The 20,980-nt window shown below is 57.5% G+C and carries 26 protein-coding genes; 22 read left to right on the plus strand and 4 right to left on the minus strand.

The features are described 5' to 3' along the window. Both QRN60_RS21175 and QRN60_RS21180 read left to right on the plus strand, forming a co-directional pair. A complete protein-coding gene (locus tag QRN60_RS21175; RefSeq protein ID WP_284766620.1) occupies positions 1-399 on the plus strand; it encodes an SDR family NAD(P)-dependent oxidoreductase in 399 nt (132 codons plus the stop codon). A gap of 164 nt (positions 400-563) precedes the next feature. Then, positions 564-938, plus strand: a complete 375-nt coding sequence (locus QRN60_RS21180) for a Rossmann-fold NAD(P)-binding domain-containing protein (RefSeq protein WP_284766622.1) — start codon at positions 564-566, stop codon at positions 936-938. A gap of 335 nt (positions 939-1,273) precedes the next feature. Here the strand turns inward: QRN60_RS21180 and QRN60_RS21185 are convergent, their stop codons facing one another. After that, positions 1,274-2,059 carry an alpha/beta fold hydrolase gene (locus QRN60_RS21185; RefSeq protein ID WP_129567354.1) on the minus strand — a complete coding sequence of 262 codons (786 nt, stop codon included), beginning with the start codon at positions 2,057-2,059 and terminating at the stop codon, positions 1,274-1,276. A 192-nt stretch (positions 2,060-2,251) separates the two neighbouring features. Here QRN60_RS21185 and QRN60_RS21190 point away from each other — a divergent pair, with 192 nt between their 5' ends. From QRN60_RS21190 to QRN60_RS21200, 3 genes are all read left to right on the plus strand, one after another. Next, on the plus strand, positions 2,252-2,791 hold the full coding sequence (locus QRN60_RS21190; protein ID WP_236760597.1) for a sigma-70 family RNA polymerase sigma factor: 540 nt from the start codon (positions 2,252-2,254) through the stop codon (positions 2,789-2,791). Continuing rightward, on the plus strand, positions 2,784-3,431 hold the full coding sequence (locus tag QRN60_RS21195) for an NrsF family protein (protein ID WP_087747378.1): 648 nt from the start codon (positions 2,784-2,786) through the stop codon (positions 3,429-3,431). The genes QRN60_RS21190 and QRN60_RS21195 overlap by 8 nt, the downstream gene beginning before the upstream one ends. A gap of 186 nt (positions 3,432-3,617) precedes the next feature. After that, entirely contained in the window at positions 3,618-4,604 is a 987-nt protein-coding gene (locus QRN60_RS21200) for an alpha/beta hydrolase (RefSeq protein ID WP_087747380.1), read from the plus strand. Positions 4,605-4,649: 45 nt separating this feature from the next. Here QRN60_RS21200 and QRN60_RS21205 read toward each other — a convergent pair whose 3' ends face one another. Continuing rightward, the gene (locus QRN60_RS21205; protein ID WP_129567355.1) at positions 4,650-5,459 is read right to left on the minus strand and encodes an SDR family NAD(P)-dependent oxidoreductase; all 810 of its coding nucleotides are present in this window, start codon (positions 5,457-5,459) and stop codon (positions 4,650-4,652) included. Between the two features lie 46 nt (positions 5,460-5,505). Between QRN60_RS21205 and QRN60_RS21210 the strand changes: the two genes are divergently transcribed. The 5 genes from QRN60_RS21210 (at position 5,506) to QRN60_RS21230 (ending at position 9,875) form a co-directional block, all read left to right on the plus strand. After that, positions 5,506-5,886, plus strand: a complete 381-nt coding sequence (locus tag QRN60_RS21210; protein ID WP_034499614.1) for a winged helix-turn-helix transcriptional regulator — start codon at positions 5,506-5,508, stop codon at positions 5,884-5,886. 9 nt (positions 5,887-5,895) lie between these two features. Then, positions 5,896-6,576, plus strand: a complete 681-nt coding sequence (locus tag QRN60_RS21215; RefSeq protein WP_284766629.1) for a TetR family transcriptional regulator C-terminal domain-containing protein — start codon at positions 5,896-5,898, stop codon at positions 6,574-6,576. An 80-nt stretch (positions 6,577-6,656) separates the two neighbouring features. Beyond that, positions 6,657-8,075: an MFS transporter gene (locus QRN60_RS21220; protein ID WP_129567356.1), complete on the plus strand. Its 1,419-nt coding sequence runs from the start codon at positions 6,657-6,659 to the stop codon at positions 8,073-8,075. A gap of 88 nt (positions 8,076-8,163) precedes the next feature. After that, complete coding sequence (locus QRN60_RS21225; RefSeq protein ID WP_013637163.1) at positions 8,164-8,919, plus strand: SDR family oxidoreductase; 756 nt, start codon at positions 8,164-8,166, stop codon at positions 8,917-8,919. A 266-nt stretch (positions 8,920-9,185) separates the two neighbouring features. Further along, complete coding sequence (locus tag QRN60_RS21230) at positions 9,186-9,875, plus strand: aspartate/glutamate racemase family protein (RefSeq protein WP_022557128.1); 690 nt, start codon at positions 9,186-9,188, stop codon at positions 9,873-9,875. Positions 9,876-9,926: 51 nt separating this feature from the next. Here the strand turns inward: QRN60_RS21230 and QRN60_RS21235 are convergent, their stop codons facing one another. After that, positions 9,927-10,838, minus strand: coding sequence for an AraC family transcriptional regulator (locus QRN60_RS21235; protein WP_087747385.1), 912 nt, complete (start codon positions 10,836-10,838; stop codon positions 9,927-9,929). Between the two features lie 93 nt (positions 10,839-10,931). Here QRN60_RS21235 and QRN60_RS21240 point away from each other — a divergent pair, with 93 nt between their 5' ends. From QRN60_RS21240 to QRN60_RS21270, 7 genes are all read left to right on the plus strand, one after another. Beyond that, positions 10,932-11,759 (plus strand): oxidoreductase, encoded by an 828-nt coding sequence (locus QRN60_RS21240; protein WP_111792152.1) that lies wholly within the window; start codon positions 10,932-10,934, stop codon positions 11,757-11,759. 55 nt (positions 11,760-11,814) lie between these two features. Further along, the gene (locus tag QRN60_RS21245) at positions 11,815-12,405 is read left to right on the plus strand and encodes a TetR/AcrR family transcriptional regulator (protein ID WP_020808320.1); all 591 of its coding nucleotides are present in this window, start codon (positions 11,815-11,817) and stop codon (positions 12,403-12,405) included. 66 nt (positions 12,406-12,471) lie between these two features. Beyond that, the gene (locus QRN60_RS21250) at positions 12,472-13,098 is read left to right on the plus strand and encodes a hypothetical protein (protein WP_020808321.1); all 627 of its coding nucleotides are present in this window, start codon (positions 12,472-12,474) and stop codon (positions 13,096-13,098) included. Positions 13,099-13,208: 110 nt separating this feature from the next. Continuing rightward, the gene (locus QRN60_RS21255; RefSeq protein ID WP_031233276.1) at positions 13,209-14,063 is read left to right on the plus strand and encodes a cytochrome b/b6 domain-containing protein; all 855 of its coding nucleotides are present in this window, start codon (positions 13,209-13,211) and stop codon (positions 14,061-14,063) included. Beyond that, on the plus strand, positions 14,060-14,836 hold the full coding sequence (locus QRN60_RS21260; protein ID WP_020808323.1) for a molybdopterin-binding protein: 777 nt from the start codon (positions 14,060-14,062) through the stop codon (positions 14,834-14,836). The genes QRN60_RS21255 and QRN60_RS21260 overlap by 4 nt, the downstream gene beginning before the upstream one ends. Positions 14,837-15,111: 275 nt before the next feature. Next, positions 15,112-15,696, plus strand: coding sequence for a DUF308 domain-containing protein (locus tag QRN60_RS21265; protein WP_020808324.1), 585 nt, complete (start codon positions 15,112-15,114; stop codon positions 15,694-15,696). Between the two features lie 26 nt (positions 15,697-15,722). Next, the gene (locus QRN60_RS21270; RefSeq protein ID WP_020808325.1) at positions 15,723-16,034 is read left to right on the plus strand and encodes a chorismate mutase; all 312 of its coding nucleotides are present in this window, start codon (positions 15,723-15,725) and stop codon (positions 16,032-16,034) included. A gap of 67 nt (positions 16,035-16,101) precedes the next feature. Here QRN60_RS21270 and QRN60_RS21275 read toward each other — a convergent pair whose 3' ends face one another. After that, on the minus strand, positions 16,102-16,965 hold the full coding sequence (locus tag QRN60_RS21275) for a LysR family transcriptional regulator (RefSeq protein ID WP_020808326.1): 864 nt from the start codon (positions 16,963-16,965) through the stop codon (positions 16,102-16,104). A gap of 108 nt (positions 16,966-17,073) precedes the next feature. Here QRN60_RS21275 and QRN60_RS21280 point away from each other — a divergent pair, with 108 nt between their 5' ends. The 5 genes from QRN60_RS21280 (at position 17,074) to QRN60_RS21300 (ending at position 20,929) form a co-directional block, all read left to right on the plus strand. Beyond that, positions 17,074-17,898, plus strand: coding sequence for an oxidoreductase (locus tag QRN60_RS21280; RefSeq protein WP_020808327.1), 825 nt, complete (start codon positions 17,074-17,076; stop codon positions 17,896-17,898). Positions 17,899-17,945: 47 nt separating this feature from the next. Beyond that, on the plus strand, positions 17,946-18,794 hold the full coding sequence (locus QRN60_RS21285; protein ID WP_020808328.1) for an alpha/beta fold hydrolase: 849 nt from the start codon (positions 17,946-17,948) through the stop codon (positions 18,792-18,794). 65 nt (positions 18,795-18,859) lie between these two features. Further along, the gene (locus tag QRN60_RS21290; RefSeq protein WP_020808329.1) at positions 18,860-19,390 is read left to right on the plus strand and encodes a VOC family protein; all 531 of its coding nucleotides are present in this window, start codon (positions 18,860-18,862) and stop codon (positions 19,388-19,390) included. After that, the gene (locus tag QRN60_RS21295; protein WP_022557137.1) at positions 19,387-20,121 is read left to right on the plus strand and encodes a L,D-transpeptidase; all 735 of its coding nucleotides are present in this window, start codon (positions 19,387-19,389) and stop codon (positions 20,119-20,121) included. The genes QRN60_RS21290 and QRN60_RS21295 overlap by 4 nt, the downstream gene beginning before the upstream one ends. A gap of 109 nt (positions 20,122-20,230) precedes the next feature. Further along, positions 20,231-20,929, plus strand: a complete 699-nt coding sequence (locus tag QRN60_RS21300) for an alpha/beta fold hydrolase (RefSeq protein ID WP_112998292.1) — start codon at positions 20,231-20,233, stop codon at positions 20,927-20,929. Positions 20,930-20,980 lie beyond the last annotated feature (51 nt).

Here is a 20,980-nt window from a genome sequence, read left to right on the forward strand (position 1 = left end):
ATGGATACAGTTGATCATTATCAACCAAATGCGGTGTTGCATATGTCCGCGCGTTCGAAAGTTCTCATCACAGGTGCCACCGATGGGATTGGCCAGCTTGCAGCGATCGAGCTGGCGTGTCTTGGGGCCGATCTTATTCTGACGGCCAGAAACGAGAGGAAGGCCGAAGCAACACTTAAGCTGATCGAAGCTGCCGCACCAAACACCGCCGTCGATGTGGTCTACGCTGACTTCTCCGATCTCGGGTCCGTGGTCGCAGCCGGCAGAACGATTGCCGCGCGCCACCCTGATATCAATGTACTGATCAACAATGCAGGTCTGCATGCCTTTCAGCAGAGGGTGACCAAAGACGGCTTTGCTGAAATGATCGCTGTCAACTATTTCGCGCATGGCTCCTGACCATGACGTTGCGTGAAACTCTGGTACGGTCCCCTTATGCCAGGATCGTTACAGTCGCATCTGAAGCGTCTCGTCGGAGCGGTGCATTCGACTTCGAAGCAGATTTGCTCGACACAACACCATTCACTGCTCGGGGATCATCCAGAGTCTACGGCCGAAGCAAATTGCTGGACATCATGTTTTCGATGGAGCTGGCACGACAGCTCAAAGGTACAGGGGTGACCGTAAATTGCCTCGATCCCGGTTTTAATGTGACGAGTCTGGGCCGCGAACTTGGTTTCTCGGGCCCACTCGCCAGAATTCTGAAATGGCTACGGATAGGCGACCCGGTGCGAGGCGCAGGCATCATCGTGCGGCTAGCATCCGATCCGGAGTTCGGCGTGGAGACAGGCCTCTACATCTCCGTCAGAAACGCAAAAACGCTGACGCCCATTGCACCCGCGAATAGCGACGACAAATGTCGGCAGCTTTGGGTATTCACTGCTGCGATTCTCGATCGTTTTCTGGAGAATAACGAGGGGCGGGTTCGCAAATCATAGGCAATACGTTTCCGGGGCGAACGCGAAGGCTACGGTTGACTGATCGCGCACGCTATAAGGCCGCTATTTTTGGAATGGAGGTCGCAAGTTCGAATCTCTTCAAGAGCTAGATTGCTTGAGAGATAAATCTGAACAACCTGGCACACATATATTCATTGCCTAACAGCTCGGAGAAAGAACGACACCCCCAGTCTTGGCTGTCGTCCTCTCTCGACTGCGCTGCTTGCCTCGTTGCCTAGAAACCGTCCGCTTTGCAAAGAGGTCACTGGACGACTAGCGCAGGTTTAGGGGAGGTCACGCAGCGGTGTCTGACTGTCTGAATTTCGCGGATCGGGTTAGGCTTTCTGGCCTGCAGCTTCCAGGATAAGCTCCGCGACCTCGTCCGGGTGCGAGATCAGCGAGAGATGGCTGGCTTTCAATTCGATTGCCTTTGCGTCCATGCGTTTGGCGAGAAAGCGCTGCAGGTCCGGGTTGATCGTGCGGTCCTCGCTCGACACCGCGTAATAGCTGGGCTTGTGGCGCCAAGCGGCTTCGGAAACTTTGCCTGAGAGTAGCGTCTTCTGGAAAGGATACTGCGTTGCATACAGCACCTTCGCGCGGGCCGTGGGAATGTCACCGGCGAAGTCCTCGAGGAACGCCTTCTCGCTAAGTCTTCCTTCCTCACCGTCGAAAACAATCCCGGCAGAAGCGGGGGGAGTGGGGAAGGTTTTCGCCAAAGCGCCAAAATCCTCGTTTGCGTCGGGTGCACGGGCGGCGACGTACACGAGCGCCGACACATTAGGATGCATTCCTGCCTGAGTTACAATCATTCCCCCAAATGAGTGCCCGACCAATACTGTTGGCCCATCCTGCCGCGCCAATACTCGCTCCGCAGCAGCAATCGATTCAGAGAGAGTCGTCAGAGGGTTCTGCACGGATGTGATGTTCAAACCCTTTGGCTGCAGCCGCGATATCACTTCACTCCAGCAGGAACCATCTGCGAATAGCCCATGGACGAAGACAACGTTACGGGCCTTTTCTGGGCGGCCGGCTGCCGACGCGGCCATGCCTTTGGTTGAAATCATTGATGCTGCCGCGCCGGCAAGCATAGCAGTTGAAAATGTGCGCCTGTTCATGATCATTCCGGACTTCCTTTCATCGTAAAGCACATGCTTCGGAGGAGTCTTTCGTTGGGAATTCCCCAATCTTACATCGTCACGACTATGTGATCGGCGCGTAAATTCGAATAAATTCGCGATAGGTCGTAACAATGGGTTTCGTCCAACCGAAAGCATGGGTGCATGGACACACGGGAAGACAGATGGGCGAAAGCGATGCGCGCGGAACGCACTGGAGATAGCGCTGCCTACGAGGCGTTTCTCAGGGCTTTCGCCGCTTCGGTGCGGCGGATCGTCGAGGCGCATTTGCGATATATGGGTTTCAGTCTTTACGAGGCAGAGGATGTCGTCCAGGAAGTGCTCATAGCAGTGCATTCCCGTCGCCACCAATGGGATACGAAGCGGTCTCTGCTTCCGTGGCTGAACGCAATTACGCGCTACAAGATCATTGATGCCAGCCGGCGCTTGGGCCGTGACTCACGCACGCGCGTTGATTTGACCGAGGAGCAGTGGGCCGGCTTGTTCTCATTTGAGGTGTTCGATCCTGAACGCAATCCGGCAGATGTTGAAAAACTAATCTCCGCCTTGCCCCCTGGCGAACAGGCAGCTGTCCGAGCCATCGGGCTTGAGGGTGCCTCTACCAAAGAGGCCGCGGCGCGAATCGGTTCCACCGAGGGAGCGGTGCGCGTCGCTTTCCATCGCTCGTTGAAGAAACTGATGGCGGCAACACAGAGAAGAGGCCCCGGGCATGAATGACAATCGACAACCAACGGACGATCTTATTCGAGGGCTTGCAGCGCAAGCTGGTAAAGGCGCGTCACTTTCGCTCCGTTTCTCGATCGTCCTACCTGTCGCGCTGGTCTTTTCGATCCTGGCAGCGACTGGTGTCGTTGTGATGATCGCCGGACCTCGCTCCGACCTCATGCAGATACTCCCGACATGGACGTTCCTGTTCAAGGTCATCGGCATGGTTCTTGTAGCTGCCGGCGGGTTTCATCTTGTTTGGACAGTGGTCCAGCCGAGCCAGGTGCCTCGCACGGTTATCTTTCTTGCTCCGGCACTGGCCTTCCTGCTTACCGGAGCTCTGTTCGATCGGAGCGGCTTTCCCTTGCTTGGGGTTCACACCTACTCGGTGCTAAATTGTGCGGGTACTATCATCATGGCTTCCATCCCGGCGCTCGCCGCTATTCTTTCTGCGATGCGGGCCGGAACGCCCACGCGGCTCAGCCAGGCAGGCGCTATTGCAGGTTTCCTTGCAGGTTCCGTTGGTGGTCTCGCCTATACCATCGCCTGCCTCAACGATGGCGCTGCCTTTGTGGCGGTATGGTATTCGATCGCCATTGCATGTGTAGCGGCACTGGGAGCGTCAATCGGGCCCAAACTGTTGAGGTGGTAGCAAAATCAGTTTGGTAATAGGCTATTCTCCCTTCAAAGCAATGGGATACAGTCAGTCATCTGGCTGCGGACCCAAGTGCCAATCTGAAGCGATCTCATGTCTCGGGCAGAACATCTAAAATCGGCCAGACCGGCGCCCGGGTTCGAGAAAAAGTCATCGTCGCTTCGTTCCATTACAGAGCAAGAAATGAGCAATTCCTCACGCAGTGCAGCCGTCCCTTCACGGATGATTCAGGCCCCCCATTCCATCAGCGTCGAAGCACAAGCGGCACTGTCGCGCCTGGTCGACAAGGACGGGAGCCCTATGAATGCGCGGTTCGAAATGCCGTCCCCAGAGGATTTTTCAGGCTGGATGATGATGAAAGCCGCAGTAGATGCGCATTACGCCGCCGCGGCCAAAGATCTTGCCGGGAGTTTGCAGTCCACAGTCAAGACAATTGTAGTCGAACAAGCAACGATCCATGTCGCGACGCCGCACGGAGCATTTCATGAGCGTGGCGCACTCATCGACCTGCATGGCGGCGCATTGGTGTTCGGAGGCGGTGAGGCCTGTCGCGTCAGTGCGCGACGCCAAGCTCACCAGCACGCCGTGCGATGCTACGGCGTCGATTACCGGATGCCGCCTGAGCATCCCTATCCGGCCGCTCTTGATGACTGCTTAGCCACGTACCGTCATGTCTTGAGAGGTCACTCCCCCGACAAGGTAATCATCCTGGGGAGATCGGCAGGCGGCAATCTCGCGACTGCCATGCTGCTGCGGGCAAGAGATGAAGGCATGCCAATGCCTGGCAGATTAGTCTTGCTCTCGCCACAGGTTGACCTCACCGAATCCGGTGACAGCTTCCAGACCAACCAGATGATTGATCTCGTTCTGCCCCGCCCGCTACGATCAAACAACCTGCTCTACGCCGGTGGTGCCGATCTCTCCAATCCCTATCTATCGCCGCTCTTCGGTGATTTGGCGGGCTTTCCGCCGACATTCCTGCAGACCGGCACGCGTGACCTGTTCCTGTCAAACACGGTGAGGATGCATCGAGCCTTGCGAAAAGCTGGCGTGGAAACCGAATTGCACGTCTTCGAAGCTATGCCCCATGGTGGCTTCATGGGTGGGACGCCGGAAGACCAGGAACTCGAAGCGGAGATCCACCGTTTCGTCATGGCAAACTGGAACTGAGGCGGGGAACTTAGACAGGTTTGGCGCAGCTTCTCTGTTGTCCTGCTACATCCCTGGCCACATTCCTCCGTCAAGTCGGAGGTTTGCTCCTGTGATATAGCCAGCACGGGGGCTCGAGAGAAACGCAACGGCATCCGCAATCTCCTCGAGGGTTCCGACCCTTCCAACGGGCACCTGAGCAAACATTGGCAGGATTTCTCTCTCTATGTCGTCCCAGGGGGCGTCAATGGCCATCCCCCTCTCAATGGCTTTCTTACGGAATGCGGTATCCAGACTGATGCTATGCACCGTTCCAGGCGAAACGGTGTTCGCGGTGATGCCGTGTGCAGCAACGTCTTTTGCGAGCGACGCCGTCATCGCGATCATGGCTGCTTTGGCGGCAGAGTAGTCCGGTCGACTTGCAGGCGGCATAAGGGCCGCCAGGCTTGAGATGTTTATGATCCGACCCCACCGCGACGCTTTCATTGCGGGCAGAACGAGCGAGATGATCCTCACAGATGCGAGCACGTTCCTGTCATAGACAGCGGCCCACGTTTCAGAGCTTGTCGAGGTCCAATCCTCCGCCGCGGCAGATCCGCCGGCATTGTTGACCAGGATGTCGATCGAGCCTGCTGCAGCCTTTGAATCACGAACCAGACGATCGACCTGATCCGGCACTGTCAGATCGCCGAATACCGCGAAAGCATGACCTCCAGAGGATATGATGTCATGCGCGACCTCCTCTGTTTTCATTCTGTCGCGACCGTGGACAAGAACGGTTGCCCCTTCCTTTGCGAGGCCTCTGGCCACGCCCTCGCCAATCCCCTTACTGCTTCCCGTGACCAGTGCAACCTTGTTTTGGAGTTGTAAGTCCATGATATTTCATCCGTGTTATCGTCTCCTGCAGATATGAGGTTCGTTGATGAAACAGGCAATTACGCACTTTAAAGTGCCTGTCGAGGACAGGGCGACATGCCTCGGAGCCGACGGATCTGTCTCTCATGTGAGCAGGGTGCTTCGGATGATCACAGGACGTTGGAAACTGCCGATCCTTTTCCGATTGTTCGCCGAACCATCATTGCGGGCATCGCAGTTCATGAGAGACATACCTGGGATATCCCAGAAGATGCTAACGCAACATCTCAGGGAACTGGAAAATGACGGCCTCATAAGCCGACACGACTTTCAAGAGCAGCCTCCTCGAGTCGAATACTCGCTGAGTTCAGCAGGCCACGGGCTTATGCCGATTTTGATGGCGGTCAGGGAATTCTCTCGGGATTATCCTGTTGATCGGCGTCGATAACTAACTTGGGTGCCGACGCTTGGCGCGATCCCGAAAATATCGCTTGCATTGTGGACCGAATGGTTCCATATATTTGCCATGGTGAAGCGCACTCAAATATCCGCGTCCGTTGGTCGCCCTCGAGAATTCGAACTCGATGAAGTAGTTCGAAAAGCAGTGCACGTATTCTGGAATCGTGGATATCACGATGCATCCCTTCCCGACTTGCTTGAGGGTATGGGGCTTTCCAGAGGCAGCTTTTACAAGGCTTTCGTCGACAAGAGAGGCGTCTATCTGCGCGCCCTCGACGCTTACATCGAGGACGCCGTTCGCTCGGTCGGTGAAACGCTGCATTCCAATCCATCGCCCAAAGCCGCAATTCGAGAAGCTTTCTCTCAACAAGTGGATCAAGCATCCGGAACGGAAGGTTTGCGTGGCTGCTTTGTCGTCTTTGCAGCTGTCGAAATGCTTCCAGAGGATAAAGAGGTCGCACCACGTATTTCCCGGCTGTTCAGACGTCTGCAAGATCTTTATGCGGCGGCGATCATAAGAGGCCAGGCCTTGGGCGAGATCGATCCAGGGCTGGATGAACGAACGCTGGCGCGGTTCCTCGTGTGTCAGATCCAGGGTATGCGGGTCCTGGCCAAGGCAGGAGCGGATCGCGCTGAGACAAGGGACATGGTCGAACTGGCGCTGAAGGCGCTCGGCTGACTCCAATTTGGAACCAAAAGGTTCCAAATACTTAACATTGCAAACCGTCGATCGATTTTTTGGTCAATGTGGAGAGACTTATGAGAGACACGAGCAATCCCGATGACAAACTCGATCCACGTCGATGGATGGCGCTGGTCATCCTTTTGACCGGCGCCTTTTTGCCGCCGCTCGACTTCTTCATCGTCAATGTGGCGCTGCCCTCGATCCGGGAGGATTTCAGGGCCTCTGCGTCAACGATGCAGCTGATTATCTCCGGTTACGCCACCACCTATGCTGTGATGCTGATCACTGGGGGCAGGCTTGGAGATCTCTATGGTCGACGAAATGTCTTTCTGGCTGGAATGGTCGGGTTTGCAGCCGCATCTGCCTTATGCGGGTTTGCCTGGTCTCCAGCCGCGTTGGTCGCCGGCCGTATCCTTCAGGGGTTTGCAGCGGCAATCATGGCGCCGCAGGCCTTGGCTTCGATCAATGCCATTTTTCCAGACCAAGAAAAATCAAGAGCCCTCAGCTTTTATGCCCTGACATTCGGGATGGCATCGATGGTTGGTCTGTTTCTTGGTGGTGCGTTGATTGCGCTTGATGTTCTTGGTCTTGGATGGAGAGCCATCTTCCTCATCAACCTGCCGGTTATTGCAGTCGCTGCGCCGTCGGCCTTCATCATGTTGCGAGAAACCCGATCTGCGCACCCAAGCAAACTGGATCTTGGCGGAGCACTGTTGATCGCGATTGCGCTATTTGCACTGATTGCGCCGCTGATCGAGGGCCGGGAGCACGGGTGGCCGATCTGGCTTATCGTGATGCTTGCCACGTGTCTTCCGTTTTTCGTCTTGTTTTGGCGGCATGAGAAACATCTGGAATCGACGGGGAAAGATCCGATTCTTGCACCGAGCCTGCTGCAAAACCGTGGGCTACTGCGCGGGCTCCTGGCTGCCTTGTTCTTCTACGCCCTTGCGGCCTTCTGGCTGATATTCTCGGTCTATGAGCAGGGTGGCCTTGGTCGGACGCCTTTCGAGGCCGGGCTGGCGATCCTTCCTGCGGCTGTCGGCTTCGTCCTTGGTCCTTTTGCAAGCGAGCGCATCCTCAGCGTCTTCGGGAGATTTTCCGCTGGCGCCGGCATGGTGCTGCAGGCTGCAGGATTGTTTGGAACGGCGGCCTTGATTTCTACTGGCCTTCCGCAATTCCTTTTTGCTGCGCTCTTTCTTATCGGTGCGGGGCAGGGGATCGCCCTTCCAAACCTGGTGAAGAGCATCGTGCAAAGGGTAGACCGGACGCAGTCAGGATTGGCTTCTGGTCTGGTCAATTCGATGTTTCAGATTGGCGGTGCGTTGGCAGCCGCAATCGTTGGCGGCTTGTTCTTCTCGATCTTGGGGCCGGCCACAGACGTTCAATCCATTGGCCAAGCATACAGCGTTGCAGCGGTTGCAATTGCCATTTGTCTTCTCATCGCGGGATGGCTTTCCGTCAGCCTGACATCGACCCAACCGTTGCGTCGATAAGCGGCGCCATCGCAGCGCATCATCAGCCGATCGCGCGGAAACGGGGTAAAACTCCCCAGCAAAACAGAAACATTCAGAGGTAATCTCTATGAACAACATCTCCACACTACCTCTTGCCGGCAAGTGCGCGCTGGTCACCGGTGCGGCACGCGGTATCGGTGCGGCAATTGCGCTGAAACTGGCCGAGGACGGTGCCGACGTTGCGATCACCTATGAGAAGTCGGTCGAGAAAGCGGAAGCCCTCGTTGCTGAGATCCGCGCCATGGGTCGCAAAGCGATCGCCATCCATGCCGATGCCGCGCGTACAGAAGCGGCAAGGTCCACTGTCGAGCAGACCGTCGCCCGCCTCGGCAGCCTTGATATTCTGGTCAATAATGCCGGCGTCCTTTTCGCAAGTGATTTTTCCACGCAGCCACTTGAGGAGATTGATCTGCAGCTGAACGTCAATGTTCGCGGTGTCTTTCTGATCACCCAGGCAGCGCTGAAATATATTCCCAACGGAGGTCGCATCATCAGTACCGGCAGCAACGCGGGTCTGGCTGTGCCGTTCGCGGGGATCGCGGTCTATGCCGCGACCAAGTCTGCGCTGGAAAGCTTCACGCGCGGTCTCGCACGTGAGCTGGGCTCTCGGGAAATTACTGTCAATCTGGTTCGACCAGGTCCGATTGATACTGACATGAACCCTGCCGATGGCGCGCTCGCAGCCGCTATCCTGCCAAACCTCTCGATTGCTCGATACGGTAAAGCCAGTGAAGTCGCAGAGGCCGTCGCCTTTCTCGCGGGTCCCGGTGCAGCCTACATCACCGGCTCAGGCATTCTCGTCGATGGCGGCATCAGTGCCTGAGCATTGATACGAGGCGGTGCCTCGCCGCTCTGTCCTGTAGGTGATAATGCGGAATTTAAGCGCGAATGGGCTGCGGAGTTCCCTCCGCTGCACTGTGCGCGTAAATTTGGCGAAGCGGGCGGTGGCCATCATCCAGGAATTTCTCCACTCCGTTGGTGGTTTTCCTGCGTTGCGATCGTAGCAAAATAGCAAATATGGGTAGCCTGGTTTCTGCTCAAGCGCCCGTTGAGCGGTAACAGACCTAACGTATGAACATGGAGAAGAATTTGAAGACCATCGGCATACTTGGCGGAATGTCCGCGACGTCAACCCAGATTTATTACCGAGAACTCTGCAGGCTTACCCGCGAGAGCCTGGGAGGACTCCATTCTCCCGAGCTTCTCATACGGTCTGTCGACTTCGACGAAATCGAAAAGTTGCAGGCATCCTCCGATTGGGACGCGGCGGGCCGAATCCTCAATGAACATGCTATCGCGCTGCAGCGCGGAGGTGCCGACCTCCTCATTCTGGCGACGAATACCATGCACAAGGTGGCGGACAAGATCGTGGGCAGGGTGTCGATCCCGTTCGTGCACATTGCGGACGCGACTGCAACCGCTATCCTCGACCGCGGTTTCCGGAGACCGGGTTTGATGGCAACGGCCTTCACCATGGAGCAGACCTTCTACACCGACCGCCTCATCGCTCAGGGGCTGTCGCCAACGATCCCTGAAGCTGATGATCGAACAGAAACCCATCGTATTATCTATGAAGAGCTGTGCCGCGACATCGTTCGCGAGGAGAGCCGCTTGACCTATGAACGGATTGCGCAGCGTCTGGTCGACAAAGGCTGCGACTGTCTTATCCTCGGCTGTACCGAGGTGGGTATGCTGTTAAACCAGGATAACGTAGGCGTTCCCGTCTTCGACACGACCCTCATTCATTGCAAAGCCGCCCTTCAAACCGCTTTACAATGACATGTTGTGTTCTGACGGTCGATCGATCGTCATAACGGTGAGGGGCAATGGTCAAACCTGTTCGCCCAGGTGATGCCTGACCCACTTCGCTTCTTCCGATGCGGTACGCCCGAAATGCCGTCTGAAGTCGCGGCTGAATTGCGCCGGGCTGACATAGCCCACTGACGCCGCCACCTCTGCAATTGTCGCCGTCTGGCGGGCGATCATCAGTCTCGCTTCATGGAGCCGCATCGCCTTCACGTATTGCATCGGACTTGAGCCTGTCAGCTCCTTGAAATGGACATGGTATGAAGGAACGCTCATGCCCACCGCTCTGGCAAGGTCCGCGACGGTGATTTCAGAGCCGTAGTTTTTGCGCAGCCATGCCAGGCTCTCGATCAGTTTTCCCGACGTCCCTTTCCGCTGCAGGGCGGCGATCACTGCGCCGCCTTGCGGCCCTGACATGACCCGGTAATGCAACTCACGCAGGATGGAGCCGCCAAGGACGGCGACCTCAACCGGACTGCCGAGCACCGTCAGCAAGCGCAGCAGGACGTCTTCGATAGTGCTGTCCATCCTACTCGAGAAGAGCCCTTTTGGTTTGACGCTTGCAGGACCCGCGAGCTTTTCAAGCTGCGTGGCGATCTCGGCCGCCATCTGCATGTCGAACTCTAAATAGACCGCGAGCAGTGGCCGCCGTGGACTGGCTGTAGATGTCATCCTAAAGGGAACGGGCACCGAAACGGCAAGATAGTGGTGCTCGTCATAGAGGTAGATTTCCCCGTCCAGAATTCCGTGTTTGCTCCCCTGCAATACGAACACGGCGCCCGGCTTATAAAGAACCGGAATGTCGTACAGCACTGCTTCCGTGCGTAGGATACGGACACAACTGAGCCCGGTCTGGTTGTAGCCAAGACGAGGAGCGAGTTGTCCGGCCAAGGCGGCAGACTGGTCATGTGTAGAGGGCGGCATTTTATAGTTCATAGGAATTGGCAAAAATTTAAGAGGATTCGCAATCGAACCCGCGTTGTCTCCAGATTATCTGTCACATCAACGGGTAATCAAGGAGTTTCAGAAATGTCGAGCAAAACGTTTTTCATAACAGGGGCGAACTCGGGTTTTGGGCTGGCGATCGCCACTGCTGCAATCGAAGCCGGTCATACCGTCATCGGGACCATCCGCTCCGAAGCCTCGCGCGAAGCGCTGGCAAAGACCCTCCCGGAACTGCGCCCGGTCCTCTGCGACGTCACCGATTTTGATCGTATTCCGGTCGCGGTGCAGCGAGCGGAGGAAGAGCACGGCCCAGTCGATGTGCTGATCAACAATGCCGGATATGGGCACGAGGGTGTGCTTGAGGAATCGCCGATCGAGGAGATGCGCCGCCAGTTCGACGTGAATGTGTTTGGCGCCGTTGCAGTCGCCAAGGCGTTCCTCCCGAGGTTCCGTGAGCGCCGAAGCGGCTTTATCGTCAACGTCACGTCGATGGGAGGCATGATCACCATGCCCGGCATCGCCTATTACTGCGGCAGCAAGTTCGCGTTGCAGGGTATTTCAGAGGTCATGCGGTCGGAAATGGCGCCGTTTGGTGTGCACGTAACAACCCTTTGCCCCGGCTCGTTCCGGACGGACTGGGCAGGCCGTTCTATGGTCCGCACAGAGCGTTCCATTGCTGACTATGATACCCTGTTCGATCCGATCCGCGAGGCGCGTCAGGCAGTGAGCGGCAAGCAGCTCGGAAATCCGAAAAAGCTCGCCGACGCGGTGCTGACCCTCATCGAATCTGAAAATCCCCCGCCGCAACTTCTCCTTGGCAGCGATGCGCTTAGACATGTAACGGCGCGGATCGAACGCCTGACCCAGGAAATCGAAGCTTGGAAGAGCGTGACTGTTTCCACAAACGGCTAGCGCAAGCCCAAAATTTGCTATTGACGATCTGCCTACTAGAAGGTAGACAAGCTGCATGAGCAATCTTTCGACCACCTCGGACGACATTCTGGCGTCCACCCGACACCTTCTGATAAGCGGCGGCTACAATGGCTTCAGCTACGCCGATATCTCGGAGATTGTCGGTATCCGCAAGGCCAGCATCCATCATCACTTTCCCAGCAAGGTCGATCTGGTGCGTGAGCTGGTCAAGCGTTATCGAGAGGATGGCCAGGCAAGCGTGGCAATCCTTGAGCAGAAGGTTCCGAATGCTCTGGACATCCTCAAGGCTTATGCTAACCACTGGGCTGCGTGCATTGAGGATGCCAGCAGACCCTACTGTGTCTGTGCTATGCTTGCCAGTGAACTGCCATCCCTCCCCACGGAGGTCGCAACCGAGGTAACGAACTTTTTTCGCTTCATCTCCTCGTGGCTGGCTTCGGTCATGGAGCGAGGTTCCAAGCAGGGCGAGCTGAGTCTTACCAGTGCGCCGCATGTCGAAGCCGAAACATTTCTGGCAACCGTCTACGGGGCAATGCTTTCGGCGAGAGCCAATGGGAAGCCGGAAGTGTTCTCAATGATACTCGAACCTGCCCTCAATCGTCTCACGCCGACGGTTTCTCACTAATCCTGCGTGGCAAGGCTACTCGGGTGAATCGCGTCCATCGAAACTACCAACTAGTAGGAAGATAAAATGAGAAATACTTTCCCAGCCTTAGCCCTCGGGCTGACAAGCATCCTTTCTGTGACTGTCCTTTCGGCACCCGCATCTGCCGAGGATAAGAAAGCCGCGCCGATCCATGTCCGCGGGAGCATCGTCGACTACCAGGGGTCAACGCTCAAAGTGAAGACCCGCGAAGGGGAGACAATGGACGTCGCGCTTGCAGACGACTGGAAGCTGGCAGGCGTCGCGAATGCCAAGGTCACCGACATCAAGCCGGGCGATTTTGTCGGCATTGCATCCCTACCAAAGGCCGATGGTGGCGATGGCGCACTTGAGGTCCTGATTTTCCCTCCGGCAATGAAAGGCACAGGCGAGGGGAGCTACGGTTGGGATCTGAAGCCGGACAGCAGCATGACCAATGCGACGGTCGCGGATGCCGTTAAAGGCGTCGATGGCCGGACTGTCACCGTGACCTATCATGGCAAGGAAAAGAAGATCGCTATTCCGGATGGGACACCGGTCGTGACCATCGCCGCGGCCACCAAGGATGATCTCGTTCCTGGTGCCGTGGTCTTCATCACAGCTGAAAAAGCTGCAACAGGCCCGATCGCCCACCAGGTGGTCGTCGGCAGGAATGGCGTGGTTCCCCCTATGTGAAGAGCACGCCGCCACTGGCCGGAGCAGCCGCCTTACTGCTTCGGCCAGTGACTAGAAATCGGCGACGCCTGATCTGCAGCCGTAAAATGTCAACGATGAAAGACGCTGAGATGAGCGCAAACGCTTCCAACGACAATGTTGAATATCCACGGACGATCTTTATCCGCCGGCACTCGGTTGTGACCCGTGTCACGCACTGGCTGAACGTGCTTTGCCTGAGTTTCCTTCTTTTGAGCGGGCTGCAGATCTTCAATGCCCACCCAGAGCTTTATTGGGGTCATTATGGCGCGAACGGCGATCCCGCCGTTCTGACAATAGGCTCCGATGACGGCGGCCGTCAGCCGCGCGGTTTCGTACGTGTTGCCGGGTTGAAGATCCCCACGACGGGCGTGCTTGGCGTTTCTCAGGCTGATGGCGAACAGGTCTCACGCGCTTTTCCCTCCTGGGCAACCATCCCTTCATTCCAGGATCTTGCCGCCGGACGTCGCTGGCATTTCTTCTTCGCCTGGCTGCTTGTGATCAACGGCATTGTCTATCTCGGCTTCAGCGTGCTCAGCGGACATTTCCGCAAAGACCTGGCGCCAAAGCCCCATGAGATCTCGCCGCGCCACCTCGGCCGCGAAATCCTCGACCACGCTCGGCTCCGCTTTCCAGAAGGGGAGGAGGCCAGGCACTACAACGCGCTTCAAAAGCTCACCTATCTCACCGTTATTGTCGTCCTCCTGCCTCTGATGGTTTTGACAGGCCTGACCATGTCACCGGGCGTCGATGCCGCTCTGCCCGCCTTGATCGAGATTTTTGGCGGACGTCAGTCCGCGCGCACCATCCACTTCATCACAGCGTCGGCGCTTGTCATCTTCGTTGTCGTGCATGTGGCAATGGTGGTCCTGTCCGGGACCTGGAACAACATCCGCTCGATGATCACCGGACGCTATGCGATCCAGGAGAAAGGCCCGAAATCATGAGCAAGCTTTTCACCCGACGCCGCTTTCTCATCGGCGGCACGCTCGGGGCCAGCGCCCTTACTCTCTCGGGTTGCGACCTCTTGGACCAGAACGCAGACGTCGCAAAAGTCCTTCGCTCAGCTGAGCATCTGACCATAAAAGCCCAAAGACTGCTTCAGGGGCGCGATTCACTGGCGCGCGAGTTTGACGAAAAGGACATTTCCCCCTCCTTCCGTGTCAATGGAACGAGTGCTCCCGACAGCGATGAATATGCGGAGCTGCTGGAAGGCAAGTTCGCAAACTGGCGACTGAAGATCGACGGTCTTGTTGATCGACCTCAGACGTTTTCACTCGCTGATCTGAAGGCGCTTCCTTCCCGCACCCAGATTACCCGCCATGACTGCGTCGAAGGCTGGAGTGCGATCGGTAAATGGAAAGGCGTCCCGCTCTCCCACTTGTTGCGCCTCACCGGGGTCAAGCCAACGGCGCGCTACGTCGTATTGCATTGTGCCGACGAACTCGAAAAGACGCTCGACGGAAGCGGTCGTTACTATGAGAGCATTGATCTCATCGATGCGGCCCATCCTCAAACCATCCTCGCCTACCAGATGAACGGCCAGGATCTCAGCGTCGGCCACGGCGCGCCCTTGCGCCTCAGGGTCGAGCGACAGCTTGGCTACAAACAGGCAAAATACATCATGCGTATCGAACTGGTCGACAGCTTCGCCGGGCTGTGGGGTGGGAACGGCGGCTATTGGGAAGACCGTGGCTACGAGTGGTACGCCGGCATCTGAAGTAATCGAAATGGTGAACCACAGGAAAACAATCCATGAGCCTTCGGAAAGGCATGGGCATCAAGGGTTGCCCACGGCGGCGGGACGACGGTTTCTTCTCGCGACGGCCAGGACCTCGATAGTCCCGAAATGTCAGCCGGGAAACTCTCCGGCAAAGCGATCGGATCCGCCGTACTGAATGGGAGGAGAACACCCTCTTGGGCAAGCGTTTCGCCTTCATCTGACGACGCTTGCGCGAACCATTAAACAACTAGTTCAGAAAGTGAAAGAAAACGATGTCGAACAACCAGACCTCCCGTGCCGCGCGCGGCAACGACCAGTGGCTCAAGCAGTATTACTTTACCAGAGCGGCCTTCTCATCGCTGTGGGTCGCGACTGCGTTGACGGCCGGACAACATTCCTTTGCGGTGGCTGCCGCTCTGCTGATCATTTACCCCGCTTGGGATGCAGTCGCCAACGTTATCGATGCCGCGAGGAGCGGCGGTCTTGCCGCCAACCGGAGCCAAGCGATCAACGTCGCCGCGAGCTCGGTTATGACGATAGCCGTGATCCTGGCGCTGACAATGAACATGAACTGGGTTCTCGGCGCTTTCGGTCTATGGGCGATCTTCTCAGGCCTGTTGCAGCTTGGAACTGCCGTGCGGCGCTGGAGAACGAGTGGAGGTCAGTGGGTGATGATTTTGAGCGGAGCCCAATCCTCTGTGGCCGGTGCTCTCTTCATCTTTCAGGCGCAAAGGCCTCAGGAGCCTTCTATCGCCACGGTTGCGGGCTACGCTGGCGTCGGCGCATTCTACTTCCTGGTTTCGGCAATTTGGCTGACGATCGCCCTGTCGCGTCGCAGTATGCATCCCATCTCATAAGCTCTACCTCGCGCCTACGAAACGACTTGGAAGATATTCAAATGATGACAGATGATGTGGCACAGCAACTCGCTTCCTACCGGAGGACCATCGACAATTTGGATTCCGCTCTCCTCTATATTCTGGCCGAACGCTTTCGCTGTACCGAGCATGTCGGCCACTTGAAAGCCGAACAGGCGTTGCCGGCGGTCGATAATGAGCGAGAGCGACGCCAATTGGATCGAGTGATGAGTATCGCCAATGACGTTGGCCTCAGTCGGCACTTCGTCGAAGGGCTGATGACAATGATCGTGGGCGCTGTGGTGGAGCGGCACAGGGAGATTGCGGCCAGCAAGTAAGTTGTCTGTGGCGGCTGTCCTACCGCAGCCGGGGATCGGCGGGGAGAATCGATCTTCTTCGCGCGGCTTACCATGCAGGGGCATTTGTGATGTGGTCCGAGACGGCCGAGATAAACGCCCGAAGACGCTGAAGACGTCGCAGGTCGCGGTGATATCCCATCCAGATGTCTCGCGCCGGCGGGTGCTTGGGTAGTTCTAGTCTGCGGATACCCGGGATTTGATTGCCTACTGCGCGGGGCAGGACGGCGATCCCAACGCCTTGCCTGCACATTCGCCCCTGGACGTTTCGGTTGTTTGATCGCAGCACAGGTCTCGCGTTCGGAAAACTCTCGGCGAGCCAGGCTATGTCGGGAAATTGCCCTGTCGAAGTGTCGTGGGTGATCAGACGGAAACCAGTCCCGTCGCCATATTTAGGGTCAGGCGACTCCTCGGCGATGTAGACGCCGTATTCGAGCCTGAAGAGCCGCCGCTGAATGACATCGGCAGTGTCGAACGGAACGATGCGAAAGGCAACGTCGGCCTCTCTTTGGGCGAGGTTGAACAGGCGAGTGCCCGTCAGGATCTCGACGTCTACATTGGGGTAGGCTTTCGAGAAATCCGCCACGATGGGAGGCAGGACATAGGCCCCGAACCAGTCTGCCGATGAGATGCGCAGATTGCCTTTGAGGTTTTGCTCCTGCCCGGCGAGCCGGCGCTCCATGGCCAGCGCGCCTTCTTCCATCTGCTCTGCCAGGGCGATGATCCCATGGCCCTCCTCGGTCAACACGAGACCGTCCGCGGTCCGCTGGAAGAGTGTGTGGCCGATGGCATCCTCAAGGGCACGCAGCCGTCTGCCGACGGTCGGATGGCTTGTATGAAGAGCACGCGCAGCACCGCCGAGCGTGCCGGATCGCGCAATCGCAAGGAAGATTTTTACGTCGCTCCATTCCACGGCCCAAGCCCTTACAAAAGTGAACGGTGAAAATACAAAACTGTCACTTCAAGTACAGATCTAAACATCTAGATTCAAGTCATGTTCGAAACCAAGCGGAGAAACGTTATGAAAACATGGTTCATCACAGGCTGCTCAAGCGGCTTCGGCCAGCGGCTTGCGCTCGCCGCGGCACAGCGAGGCGATCAGGTTGTCGCAACTGCCCGCAACGTCAACTCGATCGAAGAAATGGCTGAGCCTTTCGGTGGCCGCATGATCACCTTGCCGCTCGACGTGACGGATGTGGCGGCAGTCAAAGCCGCAGTCGCTAAGGCGGTCGAGACATTCGGCGGCTTTGACGTCCTCGTCAACAATGCCGGCTACGGATTGTTTGGCGCGCTCGAGGAAGGCACGCCGGAAGAATATCGACCGATGTTCGAGGTGAACGTTTTCGGTCTTATCGAAACCACCAGAGCAGCGCTGCCGAGCTTGCGACGTTCGGGCGGAATGATCGTCAATATGTCGTCCGGCGCAGGGATCGCGGGCAGCGGCGGCGCAGCATACTACAATGCCGCCAAGTTTGCGGTTGAAGGGGTTTCCGAGGCGCTCGCCGGTGAGCTGAAGCCGTTCGGCGTCCGTGTGCTGATCGTCGAGCCTGGCCCGTTTCGCACCGATTTCCTCGGCCGTTCGATCACGATGGCGGCCAACGAGATGCCGGAATACGCCGCGAGTTCGCGCAGGCACTATCGGGAAACCAACAACGGCAATCAAGCAGGGGATCCCGACAAGGCGGTTGCAGTGATCCTGCAGGCGGTCGACGCCGATAATACCCCGCTTCATCTGCCGCTTGGGCCCGTCGCGCATTCAATCGCTGAGCGAAAGCTGGCTTCGTTTCGCCGCGATATCGACACCTGGCGCGACATCTCGATTGCCACCGATTTCGATCAGCCCTGATCTGGCAGCTAGCACTGCTTGAACGTCACATCGATTGGAAAGTCATCATGATCCCAACATTGAAAGGGTTTACCCAGCAATTGGTGCCGGTGAACGGCATCAAGATCAATGCCGTCACGGGCGGCTCCGGCCCCCCGATCCTTCTGCTTCACGGTTGGCCGGAAACATGGTGGGAATGGCACCATGTGATGCCGCTGCTGGCGGAGCAGTTCAGCGTGGCGGCGATTGATCTACGCGGCGCAGGCTTTTCCGAATGCCCGCTTGACGGCTACGATAAGGCGACGATGGCGCGCGACGCGCACGAGGTCATGATTACCCTTGGGCATCAACGCTATGCCGTATGCGGCCATGACATCGGCGGAATGGTAGCGCTTCCGCAGGCCGCTATCTATCGAGATGCGGTTACTCACCTTGCCGTCCTCGATGTTCCGCTTCCTGGCTGGAGCCAGTGGGAGGCGACGACGGCGAAGATCTGGCACTTCGCGTTCCATGCTAATCGGGATCTGCCGGAACGCCTGATTTATGGCCGCGAACATGACTATGTTTCGACCTTCATGGCGGAGCGGTTTTACGATCACAGCACCTTTAATCCTGAAGATATCGACATTTATGCGAAAGCAATGGCACTTCCTGGTCGCACGCGCGGTGGCATGGAATGGTACCGCACACTGACCGCCGACCATGCGGCCGCGCTTGAATACAAAAAACAACCGCTCCGGATTCCGGTTTTAGGTCTCGGCGGCGAGCAGCGTTTCGGTGCTCATATGGTCGCGATGCTCAGGGAGTTCGCCACAGATGTAACTGGCGGCTCGATTGCCCGCTGCAGTCACTATGTGGCGGACGAGCGCCCGGATGAAGTGGCCGCTGCTCTCATCGATTTCCTCAAGGCCAAGTGAACTCTGCGATGCGGGCAAATTGAGCTCGATCGCGTTCATTGATTTAACAAGAAAGGAAAATTGTCATGACCGCACCTGTCATTCGCGGCGTCAATCACATCGGCATCACGGTGCCTGACATCGAAGCGGCAAAATCGTTCCTGGTGGAAGCCTTTGGCGGCCAGGTGATCTACCAATCGTTCGGGCCGCAGGATCCGGCCAGGCAGGGACCCGAGTTCGAGCGGGCCACTGGTGCTTACCCGGGAACGGTTGTGCGTGCGCAGGCGATGGTCAAGATCGGAACCGGGCCTGACATCGAGCTCTTTGAAATGCACGGCCCCAAACAAGCGCAACCGGTTACACCGAGCGACTTCGGCATCACGCATTTTGGTGTCTATACCGACGACATCGACGCATCGGTACAGCGCTTTGAGAAGGCTGGCGGAACAGCCCTTACGGCACCACGAGCTATTCCCTACGCAACCGAAAAAGGTCCTGGAAACAGGGTCTGCTATTGCCGAGCGCCGTGGGGCACGATGATCGAGTTTATCACCACGCCTGATCGCATGGCCTATCACGACCAGACGGAGCTGCGCAGATGGCAGGATGAGGAATGAGCGTGAGCTTTGATACCTCGTCATCCCGCCGCAGCCTCCTGTCGCTTTCGGCGATGGCTGCGGTCTCGGCCCTGGCAGGGTGCGTCTCCACCCCCGGCACGGGCCGGATGGTGGGGCGACAGTCGACGCCTCTCCAGGAACCGATCGGCTCTGTCCACATCGCTCGTGCGCCGACAGATGCCGAACTGGCTGTCATGTACGGTCCTACCGAGGATGGCGGCTTTCTAATCCCGGCGGTCCCCTACAAGCAGATCGATCCGCGCTACTATCGCCAGCAGGTCCTCGACCCGACTGGCGAGGCGCCCGGCACGATCGTCGTCGACACCCCCTCCCGCTTCCTCTATCTCGTCCAGCCGGGCGGGACCGCGATGCGCTATGGTGTCGGGATCGGGCGCGATGGCTTTGCCTGGCAGGGCAACGGCATCATTCAGTGGCGTCAGAAATGGCCGCGTTGGAAGCCGCCGAACGAGATGGTCGCCCGCCAGCCGGAATTGGCCAAATATTCGATCGAAAATGGCGGCATGGAGCCGGGCCTGAAAAATCCGCTGGGTGCTCGAGCGCTGTACATCTTCTCCGGTGGCCACGACACACTCTATCGTCTGCACGGCAATCCGCAATGGCGCTCGATTGGCAAGGCAGTTTCTTCCGGATGTGTGCGCCTGCTCAACCAGGACATTATCGACCTCTATGAACGCGTGCCGATTAAGGCTCCAATTGTCGTCAAGCAGTAAGCGCAAGCGATCACGTTCGTCTCTCCTTCGGATAGGGGGAGAGACATGTCCTTCAGGCGATTTCAAAGCCTCAGTTATTTCACGCACAAAGCTCAAGGAACAACCGACCATGTCGAACTTCAGTAAAGCGGCCGCTGGCCTCATTGCCGCGCTTTTGTCTTCCGCTGCCCTAACAGCCCCAGCCTTAGCGGACGCGCGCAACATCGTGCTTGTGCATGGCGCGCTCGTGGATGGTTCGGGCTGGCGCGGCGTTTATGACATCCTGACCCGCGACGGCTATCATGTCAGCATCGTCCAGCAGCCACTGACAAGCCTGGATCAGGACGTTGCAGCCACGAAGAGCGTGCTTGATCAGCAGGACGGGGACGTCGTTCTCGTCGGCCACAGCTATGGGGGCACGATCATCACGGCAGCAGGTGATGATCCCAAGGTCAAGGCACTAGTCTATGTTGCGGCACTGCAGCCAGAAAAGGGCGAGAGCACCGCACAACTGCTCCAATCGATGCCGTCACCCACCAACGATATCAAGCCGACAAAGGATGGCTTCCTGCTTATCGACCCGGCAAAGTTCGCAGCTGATTTCGGGGCGGATCTGCCCAAGGAAAAGGGCGAGTTTATGGCCCGGTCTCAGATGCCTGTCGCCATCGCGGCCACCAGTGCACCCGTGTCTATTGCCGCTTGGCACGATAAGCCCAGCTATGGGATTGTCGCCAAGAACGATAAGACCATCAACCCCGAACTGGAGCGCCGGATGTACAAGCGCGCCGGATCAAGGGTGACAGAGGTAGAGGGCAGCCACGCCATTTAATGGGATGGACTGTTCCCCCACCCCGCAGTCAAACTGGTCGCGCCAACGAAG

The organism is Agrobacterium sp. CFBP2214, from assembly GCF_030209895.1.
Taxonomy (GTDB): Bacteria; Pseudomonadota; Alphaproteobacteria; order Rhizobiales; family Rhizobiaceae; genus Agrobacterium; species Agrobacterium radiobacter.

Coding starts and splice junctions, on each gene's coding strand:
- QRN60_RS21210 (WP_034499614.1), top strand. CDS start 5,506: ATGAAACAGGCAATTACGCACTTTAAAGTGCCTGTCGAGGACAGGGCG.
- QRN60_RS21240 (WP_111792152.1), top strand. CDS start 10,932: ATGTCGAGCAAAACGTTTTTCATAACAGGGGCGAACTCGGGTTTTGGG.
- QRN60_RS21220 (WP_129567356.1), top strand. CDS start 6,657: ATGAGAGACACGAGCAATCCCGATGACAAACTCGATCCACGTCGATGG.
- QRN60_RS21205 (WP_129567355.1), bottom strand. CDS start 5,459: ATGGACTTACAACTCCAAAACAAGGTTGCACTGGTCACGGGAAGCAGT.
- QRN60_RS21200 (WP_087747380.1), top strand. CDS start 3,618: ATGAGCAATTCCTCACGCAGTGCAGCCGTCCCTTCACGGATGATTCAG.
- QRN60_RS21185 (WP_129567354.1), bottom strand. CDS start 2,059: ATGATCATGAACAGGCGCACATTTTCAACTGCTATGCTTGCCGGCGCG.
- QRN60_RS21255 (WP_031233276.1), top strand. CDS start 13,209: ATGAGCGCAAACGCTTCCAACGACAATGTTGAATATCCACGGACGATC.
- QRN60_RS21225 (WP_013637163.1), top strand. CDS start 8,164: ATGAACAACATCTCCACACTACCTCTTGCCGGCAAGTGCGCGCTGGTC.
- QRN60_RS21300 (WP_112998292.1), top strand. CDS start 20,231: ATGTCGAACTTCAGTAAAGCGGCCGCTGGCCTCATTGCCGCGCTTTTG.
- QRN60_RS21280 (WP_020808327.1), top strand. CDS start 17,074: ATGAAAACATGGTTCATCACAGGCTGCTCAAGCGGCTTCGGCCAGCGG.
- QRN60_RS21175 (WP_284766620.1), top strand. CDS start 1: ATGGATACAGTTGATCATTATCAACCAAATGCGGTGTTGCATATGTCC.
- QRN60_RS21250 (WP_020808321.1), top strand. CDS start 12,472: ATGAGAAATACTTTCCCAGCCTTAGCCCTCGGGCTGACAAGCATCCTT.
- QRN60_RS21245 (WP_020808320.1), top strand. CDS start 11,815: ATGAGCAATCTTTCGACCACCTCGGACGACATTCTGGCGTCCACCCGA.
- QRN60_RS21195 (WP_087747378.1), top strand. CDS start 2,784: ATGAATGACAATCGACAACCAACGGACGATCTTATTCGAGGGCTTGCA.
- QRN60_RS21190 (WP_236760597.1), top strand. CDS start 2,252: ATGCGCGCGGAACGCACTGGAGATAGCGCTGCCTACGAGGCGTTTCTC.
- QRN60_RS21260 (WP_020808323.1), top strand. CDS start 14,060: ATGAGCAAGCTTTTCACCCGACGCCGCTTTCTCATCGGCGGCACGCTC.
- QRN60_RS21235 (WP_087747385.1), bottom strand. CDS start 10,838: ATGAACTATAAAATGCCGCCCTCTACACATGACCAGTCTGCCGCCTTG.
- QRN60_RS21285 (WP_020808328.1), top strand. CDS start 17,946: ATGATCCCAACATTGAAAGGGTTTACCCAGCAATTGGTGCCGGTGAAC.
- QRN60_RS21295 (WP_022557137.1), top strand. CDS start 19,387: ATGAGCGTGAGCTTTGATACCTCGTCATCCCGCCGCAGCCTCCTGTCG.
- QRN60_RS21290 (WP_020808329.1), top strand. CDS start 18,860: ATGACCGCACCTGTCATTCGCGGCGTCAATCACATCGGCATCACGGTG.
- QRN60_RS21265 (WP_020808324.1), top strand. CDS start 15,112: ATGTCGAACAACCAGACCTCCCGTGCCGCGCGCGGCAACGACCAGTGG.